The 25,338-nt window shown below is 75.2% G+C and carries 16 protein-coding genes; 6 read left to right on the forward strand and 10 right to left on the reverse strand.

Going from position 1 to position 25,338, the window contains the following annotated elements; genetic code table 11:
• Positions 1–175 precede the first annotated feature (175 nt).
• The 5 genes from HEK131_RS12775 (at position 176) to HEK131_RS12795 (ending at position 7,778) form a co-directional block, all read left to right on the forward strand.
• Positions 176–2,524 (forward strand): lantibiotic dehydratase, encoded by a 2,349-nt coding sequence (locus tag HEK131_RS12775; protein ID WP_244335060.1) that lies wholly within the window; start codon positions 176–178, stop codon positions 2,522–2,524.
• The gene (locus HEK131_RS12780; RefSeq protein WP_244335062.1) at positions 2,524–4,017 is read left to right on the forward strand and encodes an amino acid adenylation domain-containing protein; all 1,494 of its coding nucleotides are present in this window, start codon (positions 2,524–2,526) and stop codon (positions 4,015–4,017) included. The genes HEK131_RS12775 and HEK131_RS12780 overlap by 1 nt, the downstream gene beginning before the upstream one ends.
• A complete protein-coding gene (locus HEK131_RS12785) occupies positions 4,014–5,000 on the forward strand; it encodes a threonine ammonia-lyase (protein WP_244335064.1) in 987 nt (328 codons plus the stop codon). Before HEK131_RS12780 ends, HEK131_RS12785 begins: the two co-directional genes overlap by 4 nt.
• A gap of 114 nt (positions 5,001–5,114) precedes the next feature.
• Positions 5,115–5,369 carry an acyl carrier protein gene (locus HEK131_RS12790; RefSeq protein ID WP_217464014.1) on the forward strand — a complete coding sequence of 85 codons (255 nt, stop codon included), beginning with the start codon at positions 5,115–5,117 and terminating at the stop codon, positions 5,367–5,369.
• Positions 5,370–5,489: 120 nt separating this feature from the next.
• Entirely contained in the window at positions 5,490–7,778 is a 2,289-nt protein-coding gene (locus tag HEK131_RS12795) for a lantibiotic dehydratase (RefSeq protein ID WP_244335066.1), read from the forward strand.
• 62 nt (positions 7,779–7,840) lie between these two features.
• Here the strand turns inward: HEK131_RS12795 and HEK131_RS12800 are convergent, their stop codons facing one another.
• From HEK131_RS12800 to HEK131_RS12835, 8 genes are all read right to left on the reverse strand, one after another.
• The gene (locus HEK131_RS12800) at positions 7,841–8,650 is read right to left on the reverse strand and encodes a M15 family metallopeptidase (protein ID WP_244335068.1); all 810 of its coding nucleotides are present in this window, start codon (positions 8,648–8,650) and stop codon (positions 7,841–7,843) included.
• Positions 8,651–8,706: 56 nt separating this feature from the next.
• On the reverse strand, positions 8,707–9,447 hold the full coding sequence (locus tag HEK131_RS12805; protein WP_244335070.1) for a class I SAM-dependent methyltransferase: 741 nt from the start codon (positions 9,445–9,447) through the stop codon (positions 8,707–8,709).
• Between the two features lie 43 nt (positions 9,448–9,490).
• Entirely contained in the window at positions 9,491–11,212 is a 1,722-nt protein-coding gene (locus HEK131_RS12810) for a hypothetical protein (RefSeq protein WP_244335072.1), read from the reverse strand.
• A complete protein-coding gene (locus tag HEK131_RS12815; protein WP_244335074.1) occupies positions 11,209–14,673 on the reverse strand; it encodes a vWA domain-containing protein in 3,465 nt (1,154 codons plus the stop codon). The genes HEK131_RS12810 and HEK131_RS12815 overlap by 4 nt, the downstream gene beginning before the upstream one ends.
• Before the next feature lie 5 nt (positions 14,674–14,678).
• Positions 14,679–15,836, reverse strand: coding sequence for an ATP-binding protein (locus HEK131_RS12820; RefSeq protein WP_347881855.1), 1,158 nt, complete (start codon positions 15,834–15,836; stop codon positions 14,679–14,681).
• A 35-nt stretch (positions 15,837–15,871) separates the two neighbouring features.
• On the reverse strand, positions 15,872–20,872 hold the full coding sequence (locus HEK131_RS12825; RefSeq protein ID WP_244335078.1) for a hypothetical protein: 5,001 nt from the start codon (positions 20,870–20,872) through the stop codon (positions 15,872–15,874).
• Positions 20,869–21,723 carry a DUF4132 domain-containing protein gene (locus tag HEK131_RS12830; protein WP_244335080.1) on the reverse strand — a complete coding sequence of 285 codons (855 nt, stop codon included), beginning with the start codon at positions 21,721–21,723 and terminating at the stop codon, positions 20,869–20,871. The genes HEK131_RS12825 and HEK131_RS12830 overlap by 4 nt, the downstream gene beginning before the upstream one ends.
• A gap of 109 nt (positions 21,724–21,832) precedes the next feature.
• Positions 21,833–22,225: a DUF5997 family protein gene (locus HEK131_RS12835; RefSeq protein WP_161150933.1), complete on the reverse strand. Its 393-nt coding sequence runs from the start codon at positions 22,223–22,225 to the stop codon at positions 21,833–21,835.
• Between the two features lie 58 nt (positions 22,226–22,283).
• Here HEK131_RS12835 and HEK131_RS12840 point away from each other — a divergent pair, with 58 nt between their 5' ends.
• Entirely contained in the window at positions 22,284–23,033 is a 750-nt protein-coding gene (locus tag HEK131_RS12840; RefSeq protein WP_244335082.1) for a LysR family substrate-binding domain-containing protein, read from the forward strand.
• Between the two features lie 39 nt (positions 23,034–23,072).
• Here the strand turns inward: HEK131_RS12840 and HEK131_RS12845 are convergent, their stop codons facing one another.
• Together HEK131_RS12845 and HEK131_RS12850 are read right to left on the reverse strand one after the other, a co-directional pair.
• Positions 23,073–24,560 carry an MFS transporter gene (locus HEK131_RS12845; RefSeq protein ID WP_217464023.1) on the reverse strand — a complete coding sequence of 496 codons (1,488 nt, stop codon included), beginning with the start codon at positions 24,558–24,560 and terminating at the stop codon, positions 23,073–23,075.
• Positions 24,561–24,623: 63 nt separating this feature from the next.
• Positions 24,624–25,103 carry an Lrp/AsnC family transcriptional regulator gene (locus HEK131_RS12850; protein ID WP_244335084.1) on the reverse strand — a complete coding sequence of 160 codons (480 nt, stop codon included), beginning with the start codon at positions 25,101–25,103 and terminating at the stop codon, positions 24,624–24,626.
• Positions 25,104–25,338: the final 235 nt, after the last annotated feature.

Here is a 25,338-nt window from a genome sequence, read left to right on the forward strand (position 1 = left end):
TGAGCCGGTGGCGCGCGTTGCTGCCGGATCTTCTCTGGTGGCGGACCGTCCCGCCGCGGGACGGTGCTGACCGGCCGCGGGGAGCCCGGAGCCCGGTCGGCAGGCAGGCGGCGACGCCCGCCTCCTGGCCGGGCGACGCGGTCCCCGTGCACCCCCTTTCGGAAGGAGCCACGCGATGTCGGACGAGCACGCACCTGTCCTGCTGCCGGGCGGAGGCTGGCGGCTGTGGGAGCAGTTCGCGCTCCGCGGCCCCGGTTTTCCCGCCGACGGCGTGCTGGCGCTCGCCCCGCCCCAACTGGGCGAGGCGGCCGACAAGTTCGGCCCCGAAGCCGGGCTGTCCGGCCCCGAGTGGCAGGGTTTCACCGAGGACTTCTCCGAGGCCGCCGTGGGCACCGCCCGCCACCTCCAGGAGATCGCCGCCCAGCCCCGCTTCCAGGCCGCCCTCGCCTGGCAGAACCCGGCCGTCCTGCGCACCGGCATCGCGCCGTTCCTGCGGTGGACGCCGAGTGCGGACAGTCGCAGCAGCATGCCTCGTCAGCGTGAGGAGCTGGTCGCGCACTACTGGCAGCGGTTCTGCGTGAAGAACGACACGATCGGCTTCTTCGGTCCCGTCGGCTGGGGCCGCTGGGACCCGGACACGCCCGACGTGGTCGCCCTCGAACCCGGGCACGGCTTCCTCGCCGCGTCGGAGGTCTACTTCTCCGCCTGGGCCGTCGACGCCCTGGCGAAGGTACTGGCCGAGGACCCGGCCCTGATGCGCTGGATCCCCCCACGCCGGGTGTCCTTCGTGCGGTGCGCCGACGGCGAGGTACGGGTTCCGGGGCGGCCGGCGCAGCCGATCGACGCCGGCGGGCAGGCCGTGCTGGAGCTGTGCGACGGCACCCGGCACCTGGACGCGATCGCCGGAGAACTGGGCACCGGCCCCGACGACGTGGCCCGGACCGTGGGTGAACTGGCCGCCCGGCGCTGGGTGTCGTGGCGTCTGGACGTGCCGGCCGCCACCCACCCCGACCGGGCCCTGCGCGACATCCTGGAGCGCGTGCCCGACGAGGCCGCCCGCGAGCGTGCGCTGGAGAAGCTGGCCGTACTGGAACGCGGTCGTGCCGCCGTGAGCGCGGCCGGCACCGACGCCGCCGCGCTGACCTCCGCGATCGGCGCCCTGGAGGCGGACTTCGCCGCGCTGACCGACAGCGAGGCCCAGCGCGCCAAGGGCGAGCGCACCGCACCCTGCCGCGGCTTGGTGTACTCCGACGCCCGCCGCGCCGCGACCGCCACCGCGGGCGCCGGACTGCTCGCCCACCTCGAACCGCTGGACCTGTGCCTGACCGCCGCCCGCTGGATGACGAACCGGTTCGCCGAAGCGATCCGCGCCCGGCTGCGCACCGTCCACGAACGGCTGGCCGCCGGTGGCGCACCGGTGGACCTCGCGAGCCTGTGGCTCCACACCCTGCCCTCCCCTCACCCGGAGGCGGCCGCCCTGATCGACGCCGTGCAGGCGGAGCTGCGGGCCAAGTGGGCCAAGGTCCTCGATCTGCCGCCGGGTGCGCGCCGGGTCCGGCTGTCCACGGCCGAGCTGGCGGCGCGGGTGCGCGAGGAGTTCGAGGAGCCCGGCGAGGGCTGGTCGCTGGCCCGCTACATCAGCCCCGACATCCTGGTCGTCGCGGAGGACGACGACGCGCTCGCCCGGGGAGACGTGGAACTGGTCCTGGGGGAGATGCACTGCGCGCTGAACACCATGGGCGCCTCGCTCTTCGTCCACCAGCACCCCGACCGGGACGAGCTGATCGCCGAGACCACCCGCGACTTCCCCGGCCCGCGCCTGCTCCCGATGCTGCCGAAGGAGCTGCCGCTGAAGTGGTCCGCGCGCAGCCGGCCCTCCCTGGACCGGCCCGAGGACCACTACGTGGCCTTGGTCGACCAGACCGGCGACCCGCACCGCCCGCGCACCGTGGCGAGCGCGGACGTCACCGTGGAGGAGCGCGACGGCCGGCTCCTCGCCGTCCTGCCCGACGGCACGGCCTACGACGTCCTCGACGCCTACGCCAACACCCTCACCCAGCGCGTCATGGACCGCTTCACCCTGCGCCCGGAGGGCGAGCACACCCCCCGCATTACCGTGGACCGCGTGATCGTGGCCCGCGAGACCTGGCAACTCCCCGTCGCGGAAGCCGACTTCGCCGACGAGAAGGGGGAGGCCGCCCGCTTCGTCCGGGCCCGGCACTGGCAGCGGCGCAACGACCTGCCCCGGTACGTCTTCGTCGTCTCCCCGACCGAACCCCGCCCGTTCTACGTGGACTTCGACAGCCCCGTGTACGTCACCATCCTCGCCAAGGCGGCCCGGCGGCTCGCCCGCAAGGACCCCGGAGCGCGGCTGAAGATCAGCGAGATGCTGCCGACCCCGGAACAGGCCTGGCTCACCGACGACGAGGGGCGGCGCTACACCTCCGAACTCCGCTTCGTGGCCGTCGACCGGACCGTCACCGGTGCGGACGGCGCCAACGCCCGCGGCACGGGGGAGGCGTGATGCGCACGGTCGCCGACGACATCGCCGCCCACGCGGAGCGGCACCCGCGCCGGATCGCGCTCACCACCCCCGCCGGTGACGTGACCTACGCCGAACTCGCCGCCCGCGTCGACGAGATGGCCCGCACCCTGTACACCAGGGGCGCCCGCCCGGAGACGGTCTGCGCCGTCGCCGTCGAGCACGGCGGCGAGGCGGTGGCCGCCATCGCGGCGGTCCTGCGCTGCGGAGCCGCCTTCGTCGCGCTCGACGTCACGCAGCCGCGCGACCGGCTGGCCGCCTTCGCCCGCAGTGCCGGTGCCACGCTGCTGCTGACCACCTCCTCCCTCGCGCCCGCCCTCGGCCTGGACCTGCCCGCGGTCCACCTCGACCAGCCGGACACCGGCGCCACCGGCGCCCCGCCGCCCAGCCCGGCCGACCCCCGCGCGCTCGCCTACGTCAGCCACACCTCCGGCAGCACCGGTGAACCCAGCCCCGTCCTGGTCGAACACCACAGCCTCGACGCCTACCTGCGCGACACCGCCCGAGCCTTCGGCCTCGACGCCCACACCGTGGCCCTCCAGACGGCACCCCTCGGCTACGACGCCTCCCTGCGCGACACCCTCGTACCCCTGCTGGCCGGAGCACGGCTGGTCATCGTGGACCGGGCCGCGCTGCTGCGCCCCGAGGCGTTCGTCCGCACCGTCCGGGAGCACCGGATCACCGCGCTGCTCAGCACCACCCCCTCCTTCCTGGCCCACCTGGCCGCACAGCCCGGCCCCGGTGACCAGCTCGCCGGAGTCTCCCTCGTGGCCTCCAGCGGCGAGTCGCTGCGGCCCTTCCTCGCGGCCGGCGGCCGACCACTCGTCCAGGGCACCCTGGTCAACCAGTACGGCCCGACCGAGTGCACCATGACGACCACCCGCCACGCGGTGCCGGCCGAGCCGGACGTGTCCGCCGACCCGGTCGGCACACCCCGCGCGGGAGCCGTGATCCGCGTGCTCGACGCGGACCTCGCCCCCGTCCCCGACGGAGCGGTGGGCGAGGTGTACATCGGCGGCACCGGCCTGGCCCGCGGCTACGGCGGCAGGCCGGCCCGGACGGCCGAGTGCTTCGTCCCCGACCCGTACGGGCCGCCCGGCGCCCGCCTCTACCGCACCGGCGACCTCGGCCGACGGGGGCCGGAGGGGCTGCACTACGTCGGCCGTACCGACCGGCAGGTGAAGATCCGCGGCTACCGCGTCGACCCCGCCGAGGTCGAGGGCGCCCTGCTGTCCCATCCGCACGTCACCGGGGCCGTGGTGACCCCCCGCACCGACGACCGGGGACGCGTCCACCTCGTCGCCCACGTCACCGGCGCCCTCGCCGCCACCACCGACGGCGAGCTGCGCCGCCACCTCGCCCGGTCCCTGCCACCGCATCTGATGCCCCGCCGCTTCGAACGCCTCGACACCCTGCCCACCACCCGGAGCGGCAAGGCGGACCGGCGTCTGCTGGCCGCCGGGAGCCCGGCATGACCACCGCCGGACTGGTCCTCGGCCCCGCCGATCTGCGCGCCGCCGCCGCCCGCATCGCCTCCCACGTGCTCCGCACCCCCCTGCTGCCCGGACCGCCCACGACGGCCGACGGCACGCGCCTGCTGCTGAAGGCCGAACACCTCCAGACAGGCGGCTCGTTCAAGACGCGCGGCGCCGCCAACGCCGTCCTGGCCCTGGGCGCCGACCGGGTCGTCACCGGCTCCTCCGGCAACCACGGCATCGCCCTGGCCCGGCTCGCCCGCACCCTCGGCATCCGGCTCACCGTGGTGCTGGCGGCGGGCGCCGCCCCGGCGAAGGCCGCGGCCATCCGGGCGCTGGGAGCCGAGACCGTCGGCGTCGGCGGCGGCGTGGCCGAACGGGAGGAACACGCCCGCGCCCTGGCCCTGGAGACGGACGCCGCGTTCATCCCCTCCTCCGACCACCCCCTGGTGGTCGCCGGGCAGGGCACGGCAGGCGCCGAGATCCTCGCCGACGCCCCAGAGACCGAGACCGTCTACGTCCCCACCGGCGGCGGCGGCCTCCTCGCCGGAATCTGCCTCGCCGCCGCGCACCACCCGGTGCGGGTGGTCGGCGTCGAACCCGCCGCCACCCCGCGCTACGCCCGCTCCCTGGCCGCCGGCCGCCCGGTCCGCCTGCCGCCCAGCACCACCGTGGCGGACGGACTGCGCGGCCAGTACCCCGGAGCCGTCCCCTACCCGATCATCCGCGACCGCGTCGACGACCTGATCGCCGTCGGCGACGCCGAGATCCTGGCCGCCGCCGCGCTCCTGCGCCGGTACGGCATCGACGCCGAACCGAGCGGAGCCGTCGCCGTCGCCGGCGCCCTGCGCGCAGGCCGCCGCGAACGTGCCGTGGCGGTCGTCTCGGGCGGCAACACCCCGGCCCGCCTGCGCACCCTGACCTCCACCCGCCCTGAGCGCCTCGACCGCACCGACGGCCACCTCACCCGCGCCGCCCGGTAGTTCACCCGCAGAGCCGACCAGCCCACCCGTACCACCGGACAGTCACCCGCATCACCGGACAGCCACCCGGACCGTCGAGCAGCCGGTCCGCACCGTCAAGAAGGAGCACACGCCATGAGCATCGACACCGCCACCGCCACCAGCACCCTCGATCTGCTCGTCGGGATCTTCCAGGACGTCCTCGGGCTCACCGACCTCACCGCGGAGACCGACTTCTACGAGGCGGGCGGCGACTCGCTCACCGCCTTCCAGATCACCGGCCGCCTCCAGGAGGCGCTGGGCGTGGACGTCCCCGTGTCCCTGGTCTTCGCCTACCCGACGCCGCAGGACCTGGCCGAGGTCGTGGACGCGGACTTCGGCACCGCCTGACCCGCCCCGGATGCGGCCGCCGCACCCCGTCCGCGTCGCACGCACCCCGCGCCGTGGTCACCCATGTCGTGTCCTGTCCGGGAGGAACGTCCACCCGCGCACCGCAAGGAGAGCCGTGCCATGACCGAAGACCTCGTTCCGTCCCTCGGCCGCTGGCGCCTGTGGGAGCAGTTCGCCCTGCGCGGGCCCGGTTTCCCCGCGGACGGCGTGCTGCGCCTCGCGCCGGCCGGACTGGCGGAAGCCGCCGACAAGTTCGCCGCCGACGACACGCTCGACGGGCCCCGCTGGACCGACTTCGCCCGCCTCTTCACCGAGGCCGCCGTGGAGAACGCCCGCACCCTCCAGGGCATCGCCCGCACCCCCGCCTTCCGGGAGGCGGTCGCCTGGCAGAACCGGCCCGTGCTGGCCTCCGGCATCGCGCCGTTCCTGCGGTGGACGCCGAGTGCGGACAGCCGCAGCAGCATGCCCCGCCAGCGTGAGGAGCTGGTCGCGCACTACTGGCAGCGGTTCTGCGTGAAGAACGACACGATTGGCTTCTTCGGCCCCGTCGGCTGGGGCCGCTGGGACCCGGACACGCCCGGAGCCGCCGTGGACACCGGGTCGGCACTGATCGCCGAGTCCCACGTCTACTGGGCGAGTTGGGGCATGGACGCCCTGGCGAAGACGCTGGACGCCGACCCGGAGCTGCGCGAGTGGATCGCGCCGAGGCGCGTGCCCTTCGTCGCCCTCGATGGCGACCGGGTCAGCGTGCCCGGCCGCAGACCGGTGACGGTGTCGGCCGAGGCCGCCGCCGTCCTCGCCCGCTGCGACGGCGTCCGTCCGGCCCGGCGGATCGCCACCGAACTGCCGGGCACCGACGTCCCCGCCGTCCTGGCGGACCTGATCGCCCGCCGCTGGGTGGTGTGGCGGCTGGAGGTCCCCGCCGGCACCCATCCGGACCGAGCGCTGCGCGCCTGGCTCCACACCGTCGGAGCGCCCGGCCCCCGGCAGCGCGGACTCACCGCGCTGGACCGGCTGGAGGCGGGCCGGGCCGGGGTGGCGGCGGCGCGCAGTGACGACGAACTGGTGGCCGCGATGGCCGACTTGGAGCGGACGTTCACCGAGCTGACCGACACCCCCGCCGTACGGGAGAAGTCCGCCTCCACGGCTCCCTGCCGGGCACTGGTGTACTCCGACGCGCGACGCGCCGCCACCGCCCGCATCGGACCGGCCGTCCTCGACGCGCTGCGCCCGCTGCGCCCTCTCATGGACAGCGCGGGCTGGCTCACCTCCCGGCTGGCCGAGACGGTGCTCACCGAGTCCCGGCAGGTCTACGCGCGCCTGGCCGCTGAGGGCCCCGTCGACCTGGCCTCCTTCTGGTTCGCCTGCCTGCCCGTGCTGCACGGGCCCGCCCGGACCGCGGCCGCGGACCTCCAGCGGGAGTTCGCCCGGCGCTGGCAGCGCATCCTCGCGGTACCGGCCGGGGCACGCCGGGTCGAGACAGACGCGGCGGCCGTCGAGGACGGTGTCCGAAAGGAGTTCGGCACCGCGGGCGGCGGCTGGACGGCCGCACGCTATCTGAGCCCGGACATCATGATCGCGGCCGACGGCGCGGACGCGGTCGCGCGCGGCGACTTCACCCTCGTCCTCGGCGAACTCCACCTCGCCGCCAACACGCTGGGCGCGTCCCTCTTCACCCACCAGCACTCCGACCCGGACGAACTGTTCCGTCTCACCGACCGTGACCACCCCGGTCCGCGCCTGCTCCCGCTGATCCCCAAGGAGCACCGCTCCCGCCTCTCGGCCCGCGTCCGCCAGACCCTCGTACGCCCCGAGGACCACCAGGTCGCCCTGGCCGACTTCACGGCGGACCCCGCCCGGCCCCGCACCGTCCGCAGCGCCGACGCCACCGTCGAGGAACGCGACGGCGAACTCGTCGTCCTGCTCCCGGACGCCACGGTCCTCCCGGCGGTCGACGTCTTCTCCCACGTCCTGACTACCCTCGCGATGGATCTCTTCCGCATCCTCCCCGAGGCGGCCCACTCACCCCGGGTCACCGTGGACCGGCTCGTGATCGCCCGCGAGACCTGGCGCCTCCCGGCCGCCGGTGCCGGCTTCGCCGACGACAAGGACGAGGCCCGCCGCTTCGTCCGCGCCCGTCACTGGAGAGAGGAACTCGGCCTGCCGCGCTACGTGTTCGTGGTCTCCCCGACCGAGTCCCGCCCGTTCTACGTGGACTTCGACAGCCCGGTCTACGTCACGATCCTGGCCAAGGCGCTGCGCCGGCTGGCCCGCAAGGACCCCGAGGCCGAAGTCACGTTCACCGAGATGCTCCCGACGCCTGAACAGACCTGGCTCACCGATGCCGAGGGCCACCGCTACACCTCGGAACTGCGCTTCGTCGCCTTCGACACGGAGGCGTCCGGCTGAGCTTCCCCGGCCGGCACCCCGGCCCGCGCTCCGGGGAGAACGGAGCGCGGGCCGGGACCGGATCAACGCTTGGTGGTGAGCGACTTCCGGTTGACCGGGAAGTCGAAGTACGTGTCCGGGTACGGCTCGGGCTTGTACGTGTAGTGCCACCACTCCTCGGCGAGGTTCACGAAGCCGAGGCGCTCCAGGGTGTTCTTGAGCAGCAGGCGGTTGGCGCGCTGCACACCCTGGACACGGGGGTCCAGGGTGTGGGCCAGCGGGTCGAAGCAGTCGAAACCGGTGCCCATGTCGAGGGAGTTGTCCGGGAAACGCTGAGACTTGGGGGCGTGACAGGAGACGAGGGGCTGGCCGGGGACGTAGGGGCGGGTCGGCCGCGCCGGGAGTTCGACGACCGTCAGGTCCATGGTCGAACCCCTGCTGTGGCCGGACTTCTCGGCGATGTACCCGTCGGCGAAGAGCCGGGTCTTGTCGACCTCCGGGTAGAACTCGGGCTTCATGGTCTCGTCGTCCAGGTCCTCGGCCCAGCGGACGAAGTGGTCGACGGCGCGCTGCGGCCGGTAGCAGTCGTACACCTTCAGGCTGTAGCCGTGCCGCAGCAGTCGGCGCTGCGCCTGATGCAGGGCCTCGGCCGCGGGACGGGTGAGGAGACAGACCGGCTGCTGGTAGCCGTCGATGCGCTCGCCGACGAAGTTGTGCGGGGTGAAGTAGCGCATCTCCTGGATGATGGTGGGGTCCACCGCGCTCAGGGCCACGAAGTCCTTCGGCGCCCTCGGTTCGGGCGTGGCCCTGGCCGTGGTGGAGGCGGCGGTCACGGTCAGCAGGGCGGCGACGGCGGTGATGACACCGCGTGCGGCACGGGAGAGTCGTGTCATGTCTCCTGCGTCTATCAGGAGTGGACCATGCTCGGGAAGTACCCGGTGTTCCCCGCTCAGAGCGGCTTGCGCCAGACCGAGACGTGCTTGGTGGAGGCGTCCGTGAAGGGGGCTCCGGTCCAGTCCGCCACCCGGCGCTCCAGGCGGAGGCCCGCGATGTGCGCCATCAGGTCCAGTTCGGCGGGCCAGGCGTAGCGGTGGCGGGAGGCCGTGCGCCGGTAGCGACCGTCCTCGCCGTCCTGGGTGAGGTGGTGCGAGACCAGGATCTGGGCCACCAGGTCGAAGGTGTCGAAGCCGATGTGGCCCGCCGACACGTCGAACGGCACCGCCGACTGCGTGGGCGGCAGCAGGCGCAGCGGCGGCACACCCAGTTCGATGACGAAGCGGCCGCCGGGCGCCAGATGCCGGGCGGCGTTACGGAAGCACTCCACCTGTTCTTCCTGCGTGAGCAGGTTCGAGATCGTGTTGTAGACGAGGTAGACCAGGCTGAACTCGCCCGGTACCACCGTCGTGGCCATGTCTCCCGGCGTGACCGGGAGCGTCTCCTCGTCCACCTTCCGGCGCAGCACCGCCGCCATGTGCTCGGAGAACTCGATGCCCGCAACCGGCACACCCCGCTCCCGCAGCGGCACGGCCACCCGGCCGGTGCCGATGGCGAACTCCAACGCCCTGCCCCCTCCGGCCAGGTCGGCGAGGAAGTCGACGGTGGGGCCGAGCACCGCCGCCGAGGACATCTCGGTCTCCTCGGCGTCGTAGCGCTCGGCGCTCGCCCGGTCCCACAGCTCGCTGCTCGTCATGGGCGGCCACTTTGCCGGTGACGGTGGGGCGTTGTCGACGCGATTATCCGGACCGGCCGCCGTGCGCGCCCCAGGCGGCCGCGCACAGCGTGCGGTCCAGCTCCGAGGTGTAGCGGGTCGCCGCCAGCCAGGTGCGGGCGAAGCGCGTGGTGTCGGCGGGCAGGAGGCGGCCGAAGACGTCGCGGGAACGCTCCGCCGCCGAGGCGTGCAGCTCGGCCAGGAGGTCGGCGGCCGTGCCGAGGCCGTGGGCGTTCAGGCGGCGGGTGTCGGTGGTCGTGGCGCCGGGGAAGGCCAGCGTGCGTCGGCCACCCGCCACCGCCTGGTGCACCCGGCGCCGGAGCAGGTGCACCGGAGCCTCCTCCTGCGGGGGCGGGGTCCGGGAGGCACTCGCGGTTGTGGGCAGGTCCGCGCGCTGGAGGCGGTCCAGGCCGACATCGACACGGGTGCCGGTGACGCTCGGGTGTTCGGTGGCCAGCAGCGCCGCCCTGGCATGCGGGGCCGGGGCCAGGCGTGCCACGATCCGGAGCGGGACGCCCTGAGCGGCGGCGAGCAGGCGCAGGTTGTCGCGGTGGGGGAGCGCCGGGTCGTCGTGGGCGGCGGTCAGCCGCACGGTGCCGCCCCCGAACTCCGCCAGCAGGCAGTCGCCCGCCGCCTCGCGGACCGTCCCCGCCACCGTCACCGTCAGGAACAGCAGGTCGGGGCCACCCGCCAGCGCCCGCGCCACCTGGTCGGCCACGGGCACCGACCAGAGCCGGTCCAGGGGCTCCGCGCGCCACTCCACCCCCGGTGCGCGGACCGCCCGTACGCCCGCCCCGGCGCCCAGGCGGCCGGACGGCGAGACCGTGGCACCCGACATCGCCAGGCCCGCCCGCGACAGCTCGCGGTGGGTCAGCGCCGTGTCGCCGACGCGCACGGTACGGTCCGCCGCGCCCACCGCCCGGCCCGCGCCGCCCGGCGCCACGTCCGACACCTGGTACAGCCGGCCCCCGGCGTCCGCGGTCCAGGTGACGGCGCCCGCGTGGCCGCTCGCCGTCAGCACCGGCTCGGAGAAGAGCCCGTACAGGCGCAGCGAGCCGTCCGGGCGGTACGGCCGGCGTGCGGTGCCGCGCAGTCCGGTCAGCTCCGCGTCCTCGGCGTCCGGCAGGCGGTGGGCGACCGCCAGGGTGTCGCCGAGGCCGTCCACGAGGTCGGCCAGGCGGTATGCCGGGTCGGCGGAGCGGGCCGCGCGCAGGGCGGTGACCACCGAGACGGCCGAGGCCGCGAGCCGGGGGAGACCCGCGATCCGCGCGCCGTGCGCCGCGCGCAGCAACTCCGCCTGGAGCACCGCCCCACAGCCGTCCGCACCGGCGTCGAGCACGGCCTCCGCGGCGGTCCGTACGGCGTGCGCGGCGGCGGTCTGCTCGGCCGTCGCACGGGTCGGCTCCGTGCGTACTTGGTCCTCGTCCGCCGGTACGGCGGCCGCGCCCGGGGCGTCCGCTTCCGCGATCGGCGCCGCCGAGGCGACGGCGGCGCGGTGCAGGCAGGCCGGGGCCAGCAGGCAGCCGCAGTGGACGGCGTCCGCGTGGGTCACCGTGCCGTCGGGAGCGCGGAGTTCGACGTGTGCGGTGTCGTCCACGGCGACGCGTACCGTCGTGCCGTCGCGGGTCACCGGGCGGTCCGCCAGCTTGGCGATGCCCGCGTCCAGCCGTTTGCGGAGCCGGGGCGGGAGCGCGGCGACGAGTTCGGCCGTGACGGCCGGTGCGACGGGCGGCAGTTGCGGGATCATGCGATCTTCTCCCCTATCCAGCGGGCGAGTTCGAGCGGGCTGAGGGCGGCGACCGGCATCCCCGCCGCGACCAGGCGCCCGGCCACGCCGGTGGAGTAGCGCGGGCGCCCCGCGTCGTCCAGGCTCGCGCAGCCCAGTACGTGGCAGCCCGCCCCGACCAGCGCCCGGACCTCGGCGAGCAGCCCGCCGAGCGGGTAGCCCTCCTCGAAGTCGCTGATCACCACGACGAGGGTCCGCGAAGGCACGGTGACCAGCTCACGCGCGTGCCGCAGTCCGGCCGCGATGTGCGTGCCACCGCCGACACTGACCTCCAGCAGCAGCGACAGCGGGTCCCCGACGTGGTCGCTCAGGTCGATCACCTCGGTGGAGAACGCCAGGAAGTGCGTCGACAGTGTCGGTACCCCGGCCAGCACCGAGGCCGTGAGCGCGGCCCAGACCGTGGACGCCTCCATCGAGCCCGACACGTCGGTGACCAGGATCAGCCGCCAGTCTGCGGCCCGCCGGGCGCGGGTGCGGAACACGGGCCGCTCCGGGATGACCCGTACCGCACCGTCCGGGGTGCGGCGGGCGGTGGCCAGGTTGGCCCGCAGGGTGCGCGGCAGGTCGAGTCCGCCACCCGGCCGGGTGCTCGGACGCGGCAGCGCGGCGCCGTGCAGCGCGGGCCGCAGCCTCGTCGCCAACTGCCGGGTCAGGGCGTCCACCAGCCGCCGGACCAGGGGCCGCAGCGCCGCGAGCCGCGCCTCCGGGAGCCCGCCCGCGTGCCGCAGCACCGAGCGCAGCAGATCGACGGACGGGCGTACGGCGTCCGCGTCCAGCTCCGTGAGCACGTCCGTCCGGCCCGCGTCGGCGGCCGCGGCCAGCACCTCTTCGCGTACGCCCGGCCCGAACAGCGCCGCCAGTTCCTCGGACCACTCCCGGACACCGGGGTACGACGGCTCGCGGCCGCCCCGGCCCGGTCCGGCGAGGTCGCCCCGGCTGCCCTCGCCTCGCCCGGTGCCGTACAGCTCGTCCAGCGCGGTGGCCAGCGGGCGGGTGGCAGCGGGGAGTCGGTCGGTGCGACGGCCCAGGACCAGGCGCCAGCGGTCGGCCGGGGCGAGCCGGTCGCCGTTCTCGGGAGCGGACCGGGCGGATCCGGGCGCGGCCCCGGCCGGGTGGGGCGGGGGCAGCAGGCCCAGCGCCGCGAGGGTGTCGCGTGCCGCGAGGTCAGCGCCGGTCCACATGGCCAGCGCCGCCGGGTCGACCGCGCCCGTGTCGGCGAGCTGACGCTCGTCCAGGCGCTCCTCCACGGTGGACAGCAGCCGCTCGCGGGCCGCCGGGCTCAGCGTGTCGAAGCCGCCGCGCAGGGCGGGCAGCCGCTCCACGAAGTCCCGGTCGGACAGCTCCGAGACCCGGCCCAGCAGCGGCTCCAGCGCGGGCGCCGCCGAGTCCAGCAACTGCCCGGCGGCGGTGAGCAGTCCGGCCAGCCGCGCGGTCAGCGCCGAGCGGGACCCGGCGTCGACGGCTCCGTCCACCCAGGACGCCACCCGGCCCCCGAACACCCCCGGCTCCTCGTGCCCCAGCAGCACCCGTACGGCCCCGGCCGCGCCCCGCATCAGCGGGGAACCACCGGCGGCCAGCCGGGCGAGTGCGTCGGTGAGCCGGATGCCGCCGAACAGGTCGGCGCGGTGGGCCAGTTCGAGCAGCGCGCGGGCGTCGGCCGGGTCCTCGGAGCCGGTGAGGCCGTCCACCTGGCGCACGGCGGCCGTGGTCAGCAGCTCGGCCACGCTCCCCGCACGCGCCGTGCGATCCTCGCAAGCGTCCAGTCCCGCCGCGTGCCCGGCGCGCAACCGGTCCAACAGGGCCAGTCCCGCCAGGAGTTCGGGCAGGGTGCCGGAGTCGGGGAGCACGGCCGAGGTCTCCGCCAGCCGTTCGTCGACCAGTTCGGTCAGTCCGCACTCCGCCGCCTCGTCCAGACCCCGCAGCGACTGCGCCGCCGTGGGACCGCCCTCGGCCCGCTCCGCGCGCAGTCGTTCGCGCAGCACGCCCTCGGCCGCCTGGGCCGGGGTGACGCCCCGGACACCGGCCGCCGTCAGCAGCGCGGCCGTGGCCGGAGTCCAGCGCACCTCCCAGCGCGTGGTCAGCGCCTCGGTGCCGCCGGCGCCGGTGACCTCCCTCGCCTCCGCATAAGGCACCCCGCACACCGACAGGCGGCGCAGCAGCAGTTCGCGGCGGCGGTCCAGGTCGGAGCGGAGCGGGTTCAGCCGCAGATCGCGTGCCGGGCCGCGACCGGAGTCCGCGGGGCCGGGCAGACCCAGTTCCGCAAGCTCCGCCTCGACCGCCGGAGCCAGCCCGCTGCGAGGGGCGTCCGGCGCCGGCCGTCCGGCGCGCGTGCCGACGAGCACCGTCTCCATGGCCCGGGCCACGGCCCGCCCGCGCCCGTACGGCTCGCCCTGCGTGAGTACCGTCTGCACGGCCTCCACCAGCTCGCCCCGGCCCGCGGCGGGCAGCCCGCGCAGCCGGGCCAGATCACCGGCCAGCCGTGTGATCTCCCGCGCGTCGGCCGGTCCGGAGGGGTGGCCGAGCGCCCGCAGTTCGGCACACACCCGGACCGCCGCGTGGGTCAGCGCCTCCTCCAGCGCTCCGGGATCGCCCGCCGCGTCGAGCACCAGGTGCTGCCACTCGGGGTCGCGGATGCCCGCCGGGTACCCGGAACGGGCGTCCAGCAGGGCGTAGGTGTACGGGATGAGCGAAGTCGTCCACGAGGCGGAGGACGGAGCCGCGACGGGCCCGGCGGGCGCCGCCCGCAGCGCGGGCGCGTGGAAGGCGCCCACCACCATGGCCGCGCGCTCGCCGTCCGCCGTGGCAGCGGCCAGACACGACCGCATCCCGTGCTCCCGCCGCAGGTCCAGTTCCGGCACCCCGCCCGAGGCTTCCGCGTCCTGCCGCAGCGCCCAGCCCGTGAGCAGCGCGGCCCGCCGCAGCGCCTCCGGCGGGGAACCGGGGGCGGTGGCCTCGACCAGCCGGTCCCACAGGTCGTCGTCACGGCGGCCGGTGAGCCGGGCGCGCAGCGCGGTGGCGACACCGGGTGCCGCGGGCTCCGACGCGACGGCCGACCCGCTCCAACCCCGGTCCGCGAGCGGCAGATCGCACGCGACCACCGGTACCGAGTGCCGCGCCGCCCACCTGACCGCCGCCAGCTCCGGGGAGAAGTCCGCGAAGGGGTAGAACGCCGGCCCCGCACCGCCGCCGTCCGGGGACGCCGCCAGGGCCACCGGTGCCACCGTGTCCTCATGGGCGAGCCACGGCAGCCACTCCTGGAACTCGGCGGGCAGCTCCACCAGCAGCACGTCCGGCTTCGCGGCGTCCAGCAGCGCCGGCACCGCCCACGCCAGGGAGGGCGCGTGGTGCCGGACCCCGATCAGGAAGGGCGCCGCCGGATCGGTGAGGGCCGCCAGCGCGGCCTCGGGGGATGCGTGGGACACGACGCTCAGCCCTCCAGCACCGTGCGCAGGTCCCACAGGGTGCGCCAGGTGGCGGAGCCCTGCTCGGCGCGGCGGCGCACCGGACCGTCCCAGTAGCCGCGCAGCCGGGCCGCGTCGGCCGGGTCGTCCTTGCGCACCACGCCCAGCAGATGGCCCGGCAGCAGCCCGAGCACGTCACGGTCGCCGGGGAAGTACGCCGAGGCCAGGCCCAGCGCGCCCGCGACGGACACCGCCTCCGCCGTGCTCATCACGGTGGACGGCCGCTCCACCTCCCAGCCTTCCGCCGACCGCCCCTCGCGCAGGTCCCGGAACGCCGTCACCAGCGCCTCAAGCACCGCGTCGTCGACCTCGAAGGCCGCCCCGGCCCGCTCCACCGAAGCCTTTGCCTGACCGCGTACCAGGGCGGTCTCGGCGTCGATGTCCGTGATCGGGCCGACCGTCTCGAAGTTGAAGCGGCGCTTGAGCGCGGCCGACATCTCCGAGACGCCCCGGTCCCGCAGGTTGGCGGTGGCGATGAGGTTGAAGCCCGGTGCCGCGTGCGCCAACGCGTCCTCGCCGCCCGCCAGTTCGGGCACGGCGATGCGCCGCTCGGACAGCAGCGACACCAGGGCGTCCTGCACCTCGGGCAGACAGCGGGTGACCTCCTCGACCCGCGCGATCCCACCCCGCGTCATCGCGGTGAGCACCGGCGACGGCACCAGCGCCTGCCTGCTGGGCCCCTGGGCGAGCAGCAGGGCGTAGTTCCAGCCGTACTTGAGCTGGTCCTCGGTCGTGCCCGCCGTCCCCTGCACCACCAGGCCGCTGGTGCCGCACACGGCGGCCGACAGCAGCTCGGACAGCATCGACTTGGCGGTACCCGGCTCCCCGACGAGCAGCAGCCCCCGCTCGCCCGCGAGCGTGACCACACACCGCTCCACCAGCGCGCGGTCCCCGACGAACTTGCCGGCTATCTCCAGCCTGCGCGGCACCCCCTGCGGCACCTGCGCGTCCTCGGGCAGCGCCAGCGCGCGGCCCTCGCTGCCCATGACGAAGGTGACCACGGCGCGCGGGGTGAGCCGCCACGCGGGCGGCCGCGGACCGGTGTCGTAGGCGGCCAGGAAAGCCAGTTCGGCCGCGAACAGGTCCTCGGCCGGGACGATCTGACGGGCGGGGGCGGTGCTCATCGGGAGGGTTTCCTTCACACGGGTACGGGCGGTGGTCATCGGCGGCGCCCCTTGCGGACCGCGCGGGTGGTCAGCTCCTCGTACGCCGGGGCGTCGCCCGCGCGCACGCGGTCCCAGGCGCGGGCGAACAGCTCCGGCACCGGCAGCAGGGGCAGCGCCCTGCCGTGGGCCGGGACCGGGTACAGGCCCTCCTTCCAGGTCTCCAGCGGCAGCGCGGGCGACTTCAGGTCGCGCCAGCCGCACGGCAGGAAGAGGGTGCGCCCGGCACGCGGCCGCTTGGCCTCCACCACCAGCGTCGTCGCGGCCAGCTCCGCGCGGGCCTTCTTCGTCCGCGCGGGCTTCCAGCCGTTCCAGCGGACGGTGTTGCGGTCCGTCGGGTCGGGCAGCGCCAGCAACTGGAGGTAGAGCGCGGCGGCGTCCTCGCCGAGACCATGTGCCCCGGCGACCTCCGCGACCAGCTCCGGCACGCTGAGCGCCGGGTTCTGCGCGTACCCCTCGAAGGTGTCCGCACCGGCCGCGACCACGCCGTCCAGCTCCGGCCCGAGGACCAGCGCCAGCGCGCGCAGCCCGTGAGCGCGTGCCGGACCGGCCAGCCCCTCCAGCAGCCCGAACACGGGATCGCCGGGCCCGGACAGCGCGGCCGGACGCACCAGGACCGTCTCCGCCGCGTGGTACCAGGGCCGCAGCACCAGCGCCTCGCCGAGCCGGGTCAGACCGTGCGCGTCCTGGCCGCCGGTCGCGGGGAGCCCGTACGTCTTGCGCAGCTCGACGGCCGTGTGGGTGTTCCGCTCGGTCCACTGCACACCCAGGTCGAGCAGCAGCTCCGGGTCGGACATCCGGCGGCGCACGGCGGCGAGGCCGGCCGGGAGGGCGGCGCGCAGGGGGTGGCCGTGGGGGAGGACGTAGGCGAGCGCGGTGAGGGAAGTGACCGCGCCGGTCAGGGCGTTGCCCGACGGGAGTGCCGCCGGGTCCTCCGGGACGAGGTCGCCGTCCTTGCCGGGCACGAGGCGCGTGGTGCGGCTCAGCCACGGGGTGCGGTCCGGGTTGAGCACGTCCTCGGCGTGCGCGGAACCCAGCCCGGCCAGCTCGACGGCGATGTCCTCGGGCACCCGCACCAGCGAGCCGAGCCGCTCGGCCCACATCCGGCCCGCGGCCCCCGTGTCCGGGCCGGAGAGCCACAGGTCGGCGGGGTCCTCGGGCAGCAGCGCGCCCAGGAGCGCGGTCCGCTCCCCGAACCCCAGGGCCTCCACACGGGCGACCCCGAGCTCGTATTGACGGGTCTTCAGGTCCATCACCGCGAGCCCCTCCGGACCCGGCTCGTCCGGCAGTCCGGCGAGCAGCGCGGCGGCCTGGGCCGGGCCCAGCCCGCCACCGGTCGCCGCCTCCAGCTCCGCGACGGCCCCCGGCCGCCAGGGAGCGGCGCCCTTGTCCCGCGCCAGGCGGGCGACGGCGGCCAGGTCGGGGGCGGAGACCATCGGCGTGTACCGGTCCTCGCTCTCGAGCGTGAAGTGGGCGACCGCGCCGAACGCCCCGGCCGGATCGTGGTCCAGGGCCAGCCAGTTGATCTGGTCGCGGCGGTGGTCGACGCTCTGCGAGCCGAGGATCACCACCGTGCGTCCGCCGCGACGCAGCACCTGACCGGCCCGCCCGCCGGCCCCGCGCGGCTCGCCGAGCACCACCGTGCGCAGCGTGCCGTCCGACGTCAGCAGCGGCCCCTCGGCCAGCGCCTCGAACATCAGCAGCAGCGGCTCGCGCCGGGCATCCGACAGCACCGGGGACGTGGCCCGCAGCGCCAGCGCCCGCAGGTGGGGCAGCACGGCCGGCCAGCCGCCGCTGGTGTCCGGGACCGTGAACTCCTCGCCCCGCCAGTCGTCCCGGAGGGCGTTGAGCCGCTTGGCGTCCGAGAGCGGCTTGCCGTCGGCGGGCTTGCCGGACAGCACGTGGTTCACCGCGCGCATCTGCCGGAGCACGCTCCACTGGGGCGAGTTCCACCAGCCGCGGATACCGCCGAACCGGGACAGCGCCTCACGCAGGCTGCGGTCGTCGCCGTGCTCGGGGCTGAAGTCGGCGAACATGCCCTCGGTCCGGGCGCGCGGACGGGCCTCCGGCTCCTTCGGCGGTGCCACGAAGGCGACGGCCGAGTCCGCCAGCCGCACGGCCGAGCGCACCAGCGCCGCCACGCCGAGCAGCAGCCGGGCGTCGGTGAGACCCGGCAGCACCCGGCGCACGGCGTCCACGGTGATCTCGTCGGCGGGCCGGACCGCGGCCTTCGCCGCCTCGTCCTCCCCGGCGCGGACCAGCGCCTCCTGCCGCTCGGCGAGCACCTCGGCCACGCCGCGCATCAACTCCGCGGCCTGTGCGTCGGTGACGGCGCGCAGTACCGCCGAACCCGCCTCGTCACGGGGGCGCAGGGCGTGCCAGAAGGGCAGCGGGGGCACCAGGCGGGACCCCGCCGCGAACTCCCCGCCCTGCCCGTTCGGCGCGACCCGGCCCAACTGGCCGGTCCCCGAGGTGTCGTCCTGTGCGAACAGCGCGATGCCCCGCGACAGCCGGACGACGACCGGCCGCGCACCACCGGGCAGCCGCAGCGCGCCCAGCGGTACGCAGTCCTCCCGGCCGCCGGGCACCACCGGCACCGAGACCGTACGGCCGTCCGGTGTGCCGGCGGTCCGCAAGCCCTCGGCGCCCTCGCGCTCGACGCGCACCCAGCGGCCCAGCACCGTGCCGTCGGTACCGAACGGGGTCGTCTCCAGACCCGGTCGCAGCGGCAGCACCTCGCACTCACCCGGCAGCAGCTCGGTGCCCTCGCGGACGCCGGCCGTCAGCAGGGCGGGCAGCGAGGCGCGGCCGTGGGTGCCGGTGGCCGGGTCGTACTCCAGCCACACCGTCCGCCTGCCGTGCCTGCCCTGCCGCCAGTACGCGGTGCCGTCACCGAGGACGGGGCGCGCGGCGGGCAGTTCGGTGTCGCCCGCGTGCAGGGTGCGGCCACCGGTGGCCCGGCCGCCGCCGGGCAGGGGCAGGGAGGGGACGACCGTGTCGTTGCCCGACCACCAGGTCGGCGTCCGTTCGCCGCCGAGCGGGAACACCTCCGAGGGCCGCGCCGACCAGTAGCCGTACTGCTTGCTCTTGTGCCACCAGATGACCAGCAACTCCCCGTCCACGTACCGGAACCGGGGGCGCTGCCAGCGGTCCAGGTCGTGCGGCAGCCGCAGATCGTGATCGAGGAGCACCTCCTCCGGGCCGACCACGACCGCCTTCGACCCCCGGGACAGGATCAGCGCGGGCCAAGCCTCTTGCACGGTCAGCGAGTTGTCCGCGTTCCTGTGCTGCGGCTGGGTGCCCAGCACGTCCAGCGCCTCTTCCAGAGCGGGCCAGCCCAGCTCGTCGAGGACACCCGCGCGCAGCGTCCGCCCGAGCAGCGTTGGCACCGGGTGCGCGGCGACCCGCGCCACCGCGTCCGGTCCGGTCCGGGCGGCCACCGGGCGGAAGCTCCGCAGCCGGGCCAGTGCCTCATGGGCGCCGGGCAGGCCGGCCGCGCCGGTGAACTCGGCGGCCGCCTCCTCCAGCCACTCCCGCAGCACCACCGAGAGCACCGGGTGCGCGGCGAGCGGCTCCAGCGCCCCAGACGCGAGGCGGCCCTCCCCGACCTGGCCCACCGCCAGGTGCAGCAGCCGCCGCAGCCGGGGCTCGGCGGCCACGGCGGCCAGGTCACGGCGGCCCGGCCGGTCGTCGGTCAGCCACGGGTGCAGCACCAGGTGCACGGTGACATCGGCGCCCGGAACGGTGAGCGGGACGCCCTCCGCCGCGCACAGGTCGAGCAGGTCGAGGTCGGCGCCCGCGTGCCAGCGACCGGTGAACAGATCCACCGGGCGCCCGGCCGCGCGCAGCGCCGGCGCCATCCTCTCGACCAGGGCCAGGGTCGCCGGGGAACGCCGCGAGAACGAGCCGCCGTGCTTGCGGAACAGCGCCCAGCGGTTCAGCCAGTCGGCGGGGTCGACGCCGTGCTCCGTCGCCGCCGCCGCGTCCGTGAGCAGCCGGTCGGCGCCGGTCTCCGCGAGCAGGGCCAGCCAGGACTCGTCGTCCTCGACGTCCCGCCCCAGCCCGCTCGGCATGATCTCCAGCAGCCGGACCCGCACCGCGGGCCGCTCCCCGGCGAGCGCGCGCAGCACCGGGCGGTAGGCGGTCCAGAACGACGCGGGCGCCCGGACGGCGGCCGGAGAGGCGATCAGATCGGCGACGAGCGCGCGCTCCTCGGCGTCCCGGTCCAGCCCGGCCGCCCTGATCAGCCCGCGCGCGTCCTGCGGCAGCGAGGCGTACGGCGGCATCCCGGCCGCGCACCGCTCCACCGTGAGCTGCCGGAACTGCGCCCACGCGGCCGCCGGGTCCAGCCGCCGGCCGAGGTCCTTCACATGCTCCTTGAGCGCCTTCACGGTCAGTGCCCCGGCGAAGGCGAACTCCAGGAACACCGCCCGCTGCCGCTCCTCGTCCACCGTGAGGGCGTGCACCCGCTCGGCCTCACGCGCCTTGCCGAAGAAGGCCGCGGCGTACGTGGTGTTCTCGTGCTGGAGGAAGACCCGCGCCGCCTGCTCGTAGAAGGTCGGCAGGAAGTGCGGCACGGCACGGCCGAGCCGGGTGCCGAGCGCCTCGAAACCCTCCTTGGCGTTGCCGGGGCGGGACTTGGCCTGCCGGGCGAGCCGCTCCACGTCCTTCACCAGGGCGAGCGCGTGGTGGCCGTTGGCCGGGTCGTGCACCAGCGCCCAGGCGGGGAAGCCCAGCGTCTCCCGGCGCACCTGCCCCGCCTCGAACGCCTCCTCGGCCGGGGTGAGCCCGAGGAACTCCAGCGCCAGGTCCTCGGCCTCGCCCAGGGTGCCCGGGACCAGCCGCACTATCCGGCGGTCGGCCAGCGCGGGGTGGGCGTAGGAGCGCACTGTGAGGGTGTCGGCGTCCTCGCGCGCGGTGCTGCCCAGGGGCAGGACGGCGCCCGCCTCCAGCAGGGCGGTCAGGGTGGTCTCGTCGTACTCGGCGATGTCCGTCATGCCGCCCGCTCCTCGTCCTCGATGTCCCGGCCGGCGTACAGCGCGGCGGCCATGCGGATGCCCTCCGACCAGGCCACCGGACCGACCTGCCCGAGCTTCAGCACCTGCCCGGCAGGGTCGGTCCAGGTCAGGGGGCCGGTCTCGGTCTGCTCGTAGCTGTCGTAGTCCCCGATCCAGACGCGGGCCTCGACGCCCCGGCCGTCCTCCAGGACGGAGCAGACCGCGTTGCCACCGCGCACGCGGTAGCCGAGCTGGGTGGCGCGGCCGTGCAGGAAACGCAGCTCCTTGAACGAGCCGCCCGCGTACTCCTCCACCTCCTTGGCGTCGGCGGGCAGGGCGGCCGGACGCCGGAACACCTCACGGAAGAGCTGCTGGGCGCGCTGCTCCACGCCCAGTTCGACGGCGAACTCCCGCAGCTCCTCCAGGTCCGCGAGGAGGACGGGATGCGGGATGCGGACCAGGGCGGGGGCGATGCGGACGGTGTCGCCGTCCAGGTCGACCAGGCCGAGACCCCGCTCGGGGTCGGCGTCCCGCAGGAAGCCGGCGACGCGGCCGTCCTCGCCCGTGACCACCAGATCGCCGAGCGCGGCCCGCCAGGCCGGGTCGGGCCACACCCGCGCGACGACGGCGAGCGGTACCGGCAGCGAGCGGACCATCCACCGCTCCACGGCGGCGAGCGCCTCCCGCTCGTGCCGCTCCAGCCACTCGGTGAGCTGCCGCAGCCCCACGACCGCCGGATCATCGGCGATCTTCGGGGGCACGGACTTCAGCAGCCGTCCGGCCGCGTTGCGGCACACGACCTTCCCGCACTCGAGGGCGACCTCATAGCCGCCCGCCGGAACCCACCCCATACGTGCCTCCCCGCACCCCGGAACGATCAAGTGACGGGAACTGTAGAGGAGGCCACTGACAACGCCCCCGGACGGGCCGGGGGCGCTGGTCAGGACGTACTACGGAGCGTCAGCCCTCCTTGGCTTCCTTCTCCTCGTGCAGCTTCTTGATCCGCGCGGCTTCCTTGCGGACGTCGGCCTGCGTGGCGCGCTCCTTCTCCAGCCACTCGGGCTGCTCCTCGCGCAGCGCCTCGATCTGCTCGGTGGTCAGCGCCTCGGTGACACCGCCGCGCGCCAGACCGGCGATGGACACGCCCAGCCGGGCCGCGACCACCGGACGCGGGTGCGGGCCGTTCTGCCGCAGCTCGCGCAGCCACTCGGGCGGGTTCGTCTGGAGCTCGTTCAGCTCCGCGCGTGAGACCACACCCTCCTGGAAGGCGGCGGGGGTGGCGGGGAGGTACACACCCAGCTTCTTCGCCGCGGTGGCGGGCTTCATCGTCTGGGTGCTCTGCTGCGAACTCATGAGGTCAAGGGTATCGGCCGTGTGCGTGGCAGCCGACCACGGCCGGTAGCCTGGCCTGGTGACAGGCTCGGAAGAATCACCGTCGTTCCGGCTCGCGTACGTCCCCGGAGTGACGCCCGCCAAATGGGTGCGGATCTGGAACGAACGCCTGCCCGGCACCCCGCTCGTCCTCACGCAGGTACCCGCCGCCGAGGCGGACGCGCTCATGCGCGCGGGGGAGGCCGACGCGGGCTTCGTGCGGCTGCCCGTCGACCGCGACTTCTTCAGCGCGATCCCGCTGTACACCGAGGCCACCGTGGTCGTCGTCCCCAAGGACCACCTGATCACCGCGGCCGAGGAGGTCACGCTCGCCGACCTCGCCGACGAGGTGCTCTTCCACCCGCTGGACGACGTCTTCGACTGGGACGCCCCGCCCGGTGAGCCCGCCTTCGAGCGGCCCGCCACCACCCCGGACGCCCTGGAACTGGTCGCGGCCAACGTCGGCCTGCTGATCGTCCCGCAGTCGCTGGCCCGGCTGTACCACCGCAAGGACCTGACCTACCGCACGGTCGTCGACGCCCCGCAGTCCCGCATCGCGCTGTCCTGGCCCGAGGAGGCCACCACCGACCTGGTGGAGGACTTCATCGGCATCGTCCGGGGGCGCACCGTCAACAGCACGCGAGGCCGCGAGACGCCCCCCGAGGCCAAGCAGCAGAAGAAGAAAAAGCCCGATCAGGGCGGTGCCCGGCAGAAGAGCGGCAAGCCCGCCGGGCGGCCCGTGCGCGGGCGCTCCGGCGGCCGTACGGGGAAGCCGCGCCGCAAGTCCTGAACGCCGCAAGTCCTGAACGGCATGTCCTGAACGGCGCGCTCAGGCCTTCGACGCCGTGCTCTCCAACGGCTCCGGCGCCGGGCCCTCGCCCATGGGCGGCTCCGGGTGCGTCTGCCGCTCCCGCAGGTCCGCGACGGCCAGGGCGAGCGCGACCAGGATGATCCCCACCGCCGTGAGCAGGCCCAGTTGCAGCGCCCTGGTGGAGGTGCCGTGGTTGGCGAGGTGGGCGAAGTAGACCGCGCCCACCGCGGCGATACCGGCCGCCGAGCCGATGCGCTGGGCGGTCACCAGGATGCCGCCCGCGGCACCGGCCCGCCGTACGGGGACCCGGGTGAGGGTGAGCGTGGTGTTGGGGGAGATCGTCACGCCGGAGCCGACCCCCGCGAGCAGCAGCGGCAGCGCCGCCGCCCACGCCGCACCGGCCCCCTGGACGAACTGCACGGCGCCGATGACGCCGACCAGGCCCACCGCCACCCCGGCCAGCCCGATGACGACCAGCTTGCGGCCGTGCCGCACCACCAGCTTGCCGCCCAGCGCCGCCCCGACCGCCGAACCGACGGCGAACGGCAGCGAGGCCAGCCCCGCCGCGAGGGCGCCGTAGCCCAGGCCGTTCTGCAAGTACAGGGTGTACACGAAGAACACCGTGGTGAAGCCGCCGAAGTACACCAGGTTCAGCAGCACGCCCAGGGTGAAGGACCGCAGGGAGAACAGCTCCAGGTCGATCAGCGGCCCGCGCCCGAGCCGGCCCTGACGCCGCTCCCACCGCCAGAACGCGGTCAGCAGCAGTGCCGCGACCGGCAGCAGGGCCCACTTCAGCCGGCCGGTCCACTGCTGCTCCTGCACCAGCGGCAGCATCAGCGCCAGCACACCCGCGCCGAGCAGCAGGACCCCCGTCAGATCGGCGCCCTCGCGCCTCTTCTCCGCCACCGGTGTGCGGGGCAGCAGCCGCAGCGCCGCACAGAACGCGGCCACGCCGATGGGCAGGTTGACGTAGAACACCCAGCGCCAGCCGTCCTCGACGCCGAACGCCTGGATCAGCAGGCCGCCCGCCGGAGGTCCGACCGCCGTGGAGATACCGACCACGCTGCCGAGCATGCCGAAGGCGCGCGCCCGCTCCGCGCCCTGGAACATCTGCTGGATCAGACCCGTCGTCTGCGGCGCCACGATGCCGGAGGCCGCGCCCTGCAGCAGCCGGAACACCACCAGCCATCCGGAGCTCGGCGCCAGCCCGCACGCCACCGAGGCCACCGTGAACAGCGCGAGCCCGAACAGGAAGGCCGCCCGGCGTCCGCGCACGTCGCCGAGGCGGCCCGCAGGGACGAGGGCGAGGCCGAAGGTGAGCGCGTACCCCGACACCACCCACGACACGTCGGCGGCGTCGGCGCCGAGTCCGCGTTCGACCGAGGGCAGGGCGACGTTCACGATCGAGCTGTCGAGCAGCGTCATGAAGCCCGCCACGAGACAGACCGCGAGCGCCTGCCAGCGCCGTCGGTCGGCGTCGGCAGGGCGGGTCTGGACTGTAGTCATGGGGTCACGCTATGCAGTGAAGGCGACCCGCGCATTACAGGGATGCACCCGCGTCCGTGCGGTTCAGGGCTGGTCGGCCGACCGGCCGACCGACTCCACCAGGGGCAGCAGCCGGAACGGCACCCGTTCCCGCAGGGCCACCTCGGTGCGGGTGCGCACCACGCCGGGCACGCTGATGAGCTTCTGGATCACATCCTCCAGATGGGCGTTGTCCCGGCCCACCACGCGTGCCAGCAGGTCGCCGCCGCCGGTGGTCGAGAACGCCTCGACGATCTCCGGGATCGCCGCGAGCGCCTCGCCGACGTCGTCCATATGGCCCTGTGTGACCTCGATGTGCACGAAGGCCAGGACGGGATGGCCGAGCGCGGCGGGGGACAGGGAGGGGCCCGTGCCCGTGATCACACCGTCCCGCTCCATCCGGTCCAGCCGGGCCTGGAGGGTGCCCCGCGCGATGCCCAGGATGCGGGCGTACTCGCGCACGCTGGTGCGCGGCTGCTCCAGCAGCAGCCGCAGGATGCGGGTGTCCAGCTCGTCCACGGCCATGGCGTTCCGGCCTCCTCGTGCCTCGTCGACCGCCGGTGACTGTACCAATGGCCCAGTGTCTCCCTGCGCGCCCGTGCTGTGCGACCTGGGCCGTTGGTCCGTCCACTGATCACGGGAACTCGCCTTGTCTGTGCCAATGGCGCAGTGAAATCGGAGCCAGTTGAGCCAAACGGACCTGAGGTGCTGTCATAGGGGGGTCGATGGCGCTGCGGATTCCGCGGCGCCTTTTTCGTGC

It is taken from the genome of Streptomyces seoulensis, assembly GCF_022846655.1.
Taxonomy (GTDB): Bacteria; Actinomycetota; Actinomycetes; order Streptomycetales; family Streptomycetaceae; genus Streptomyces.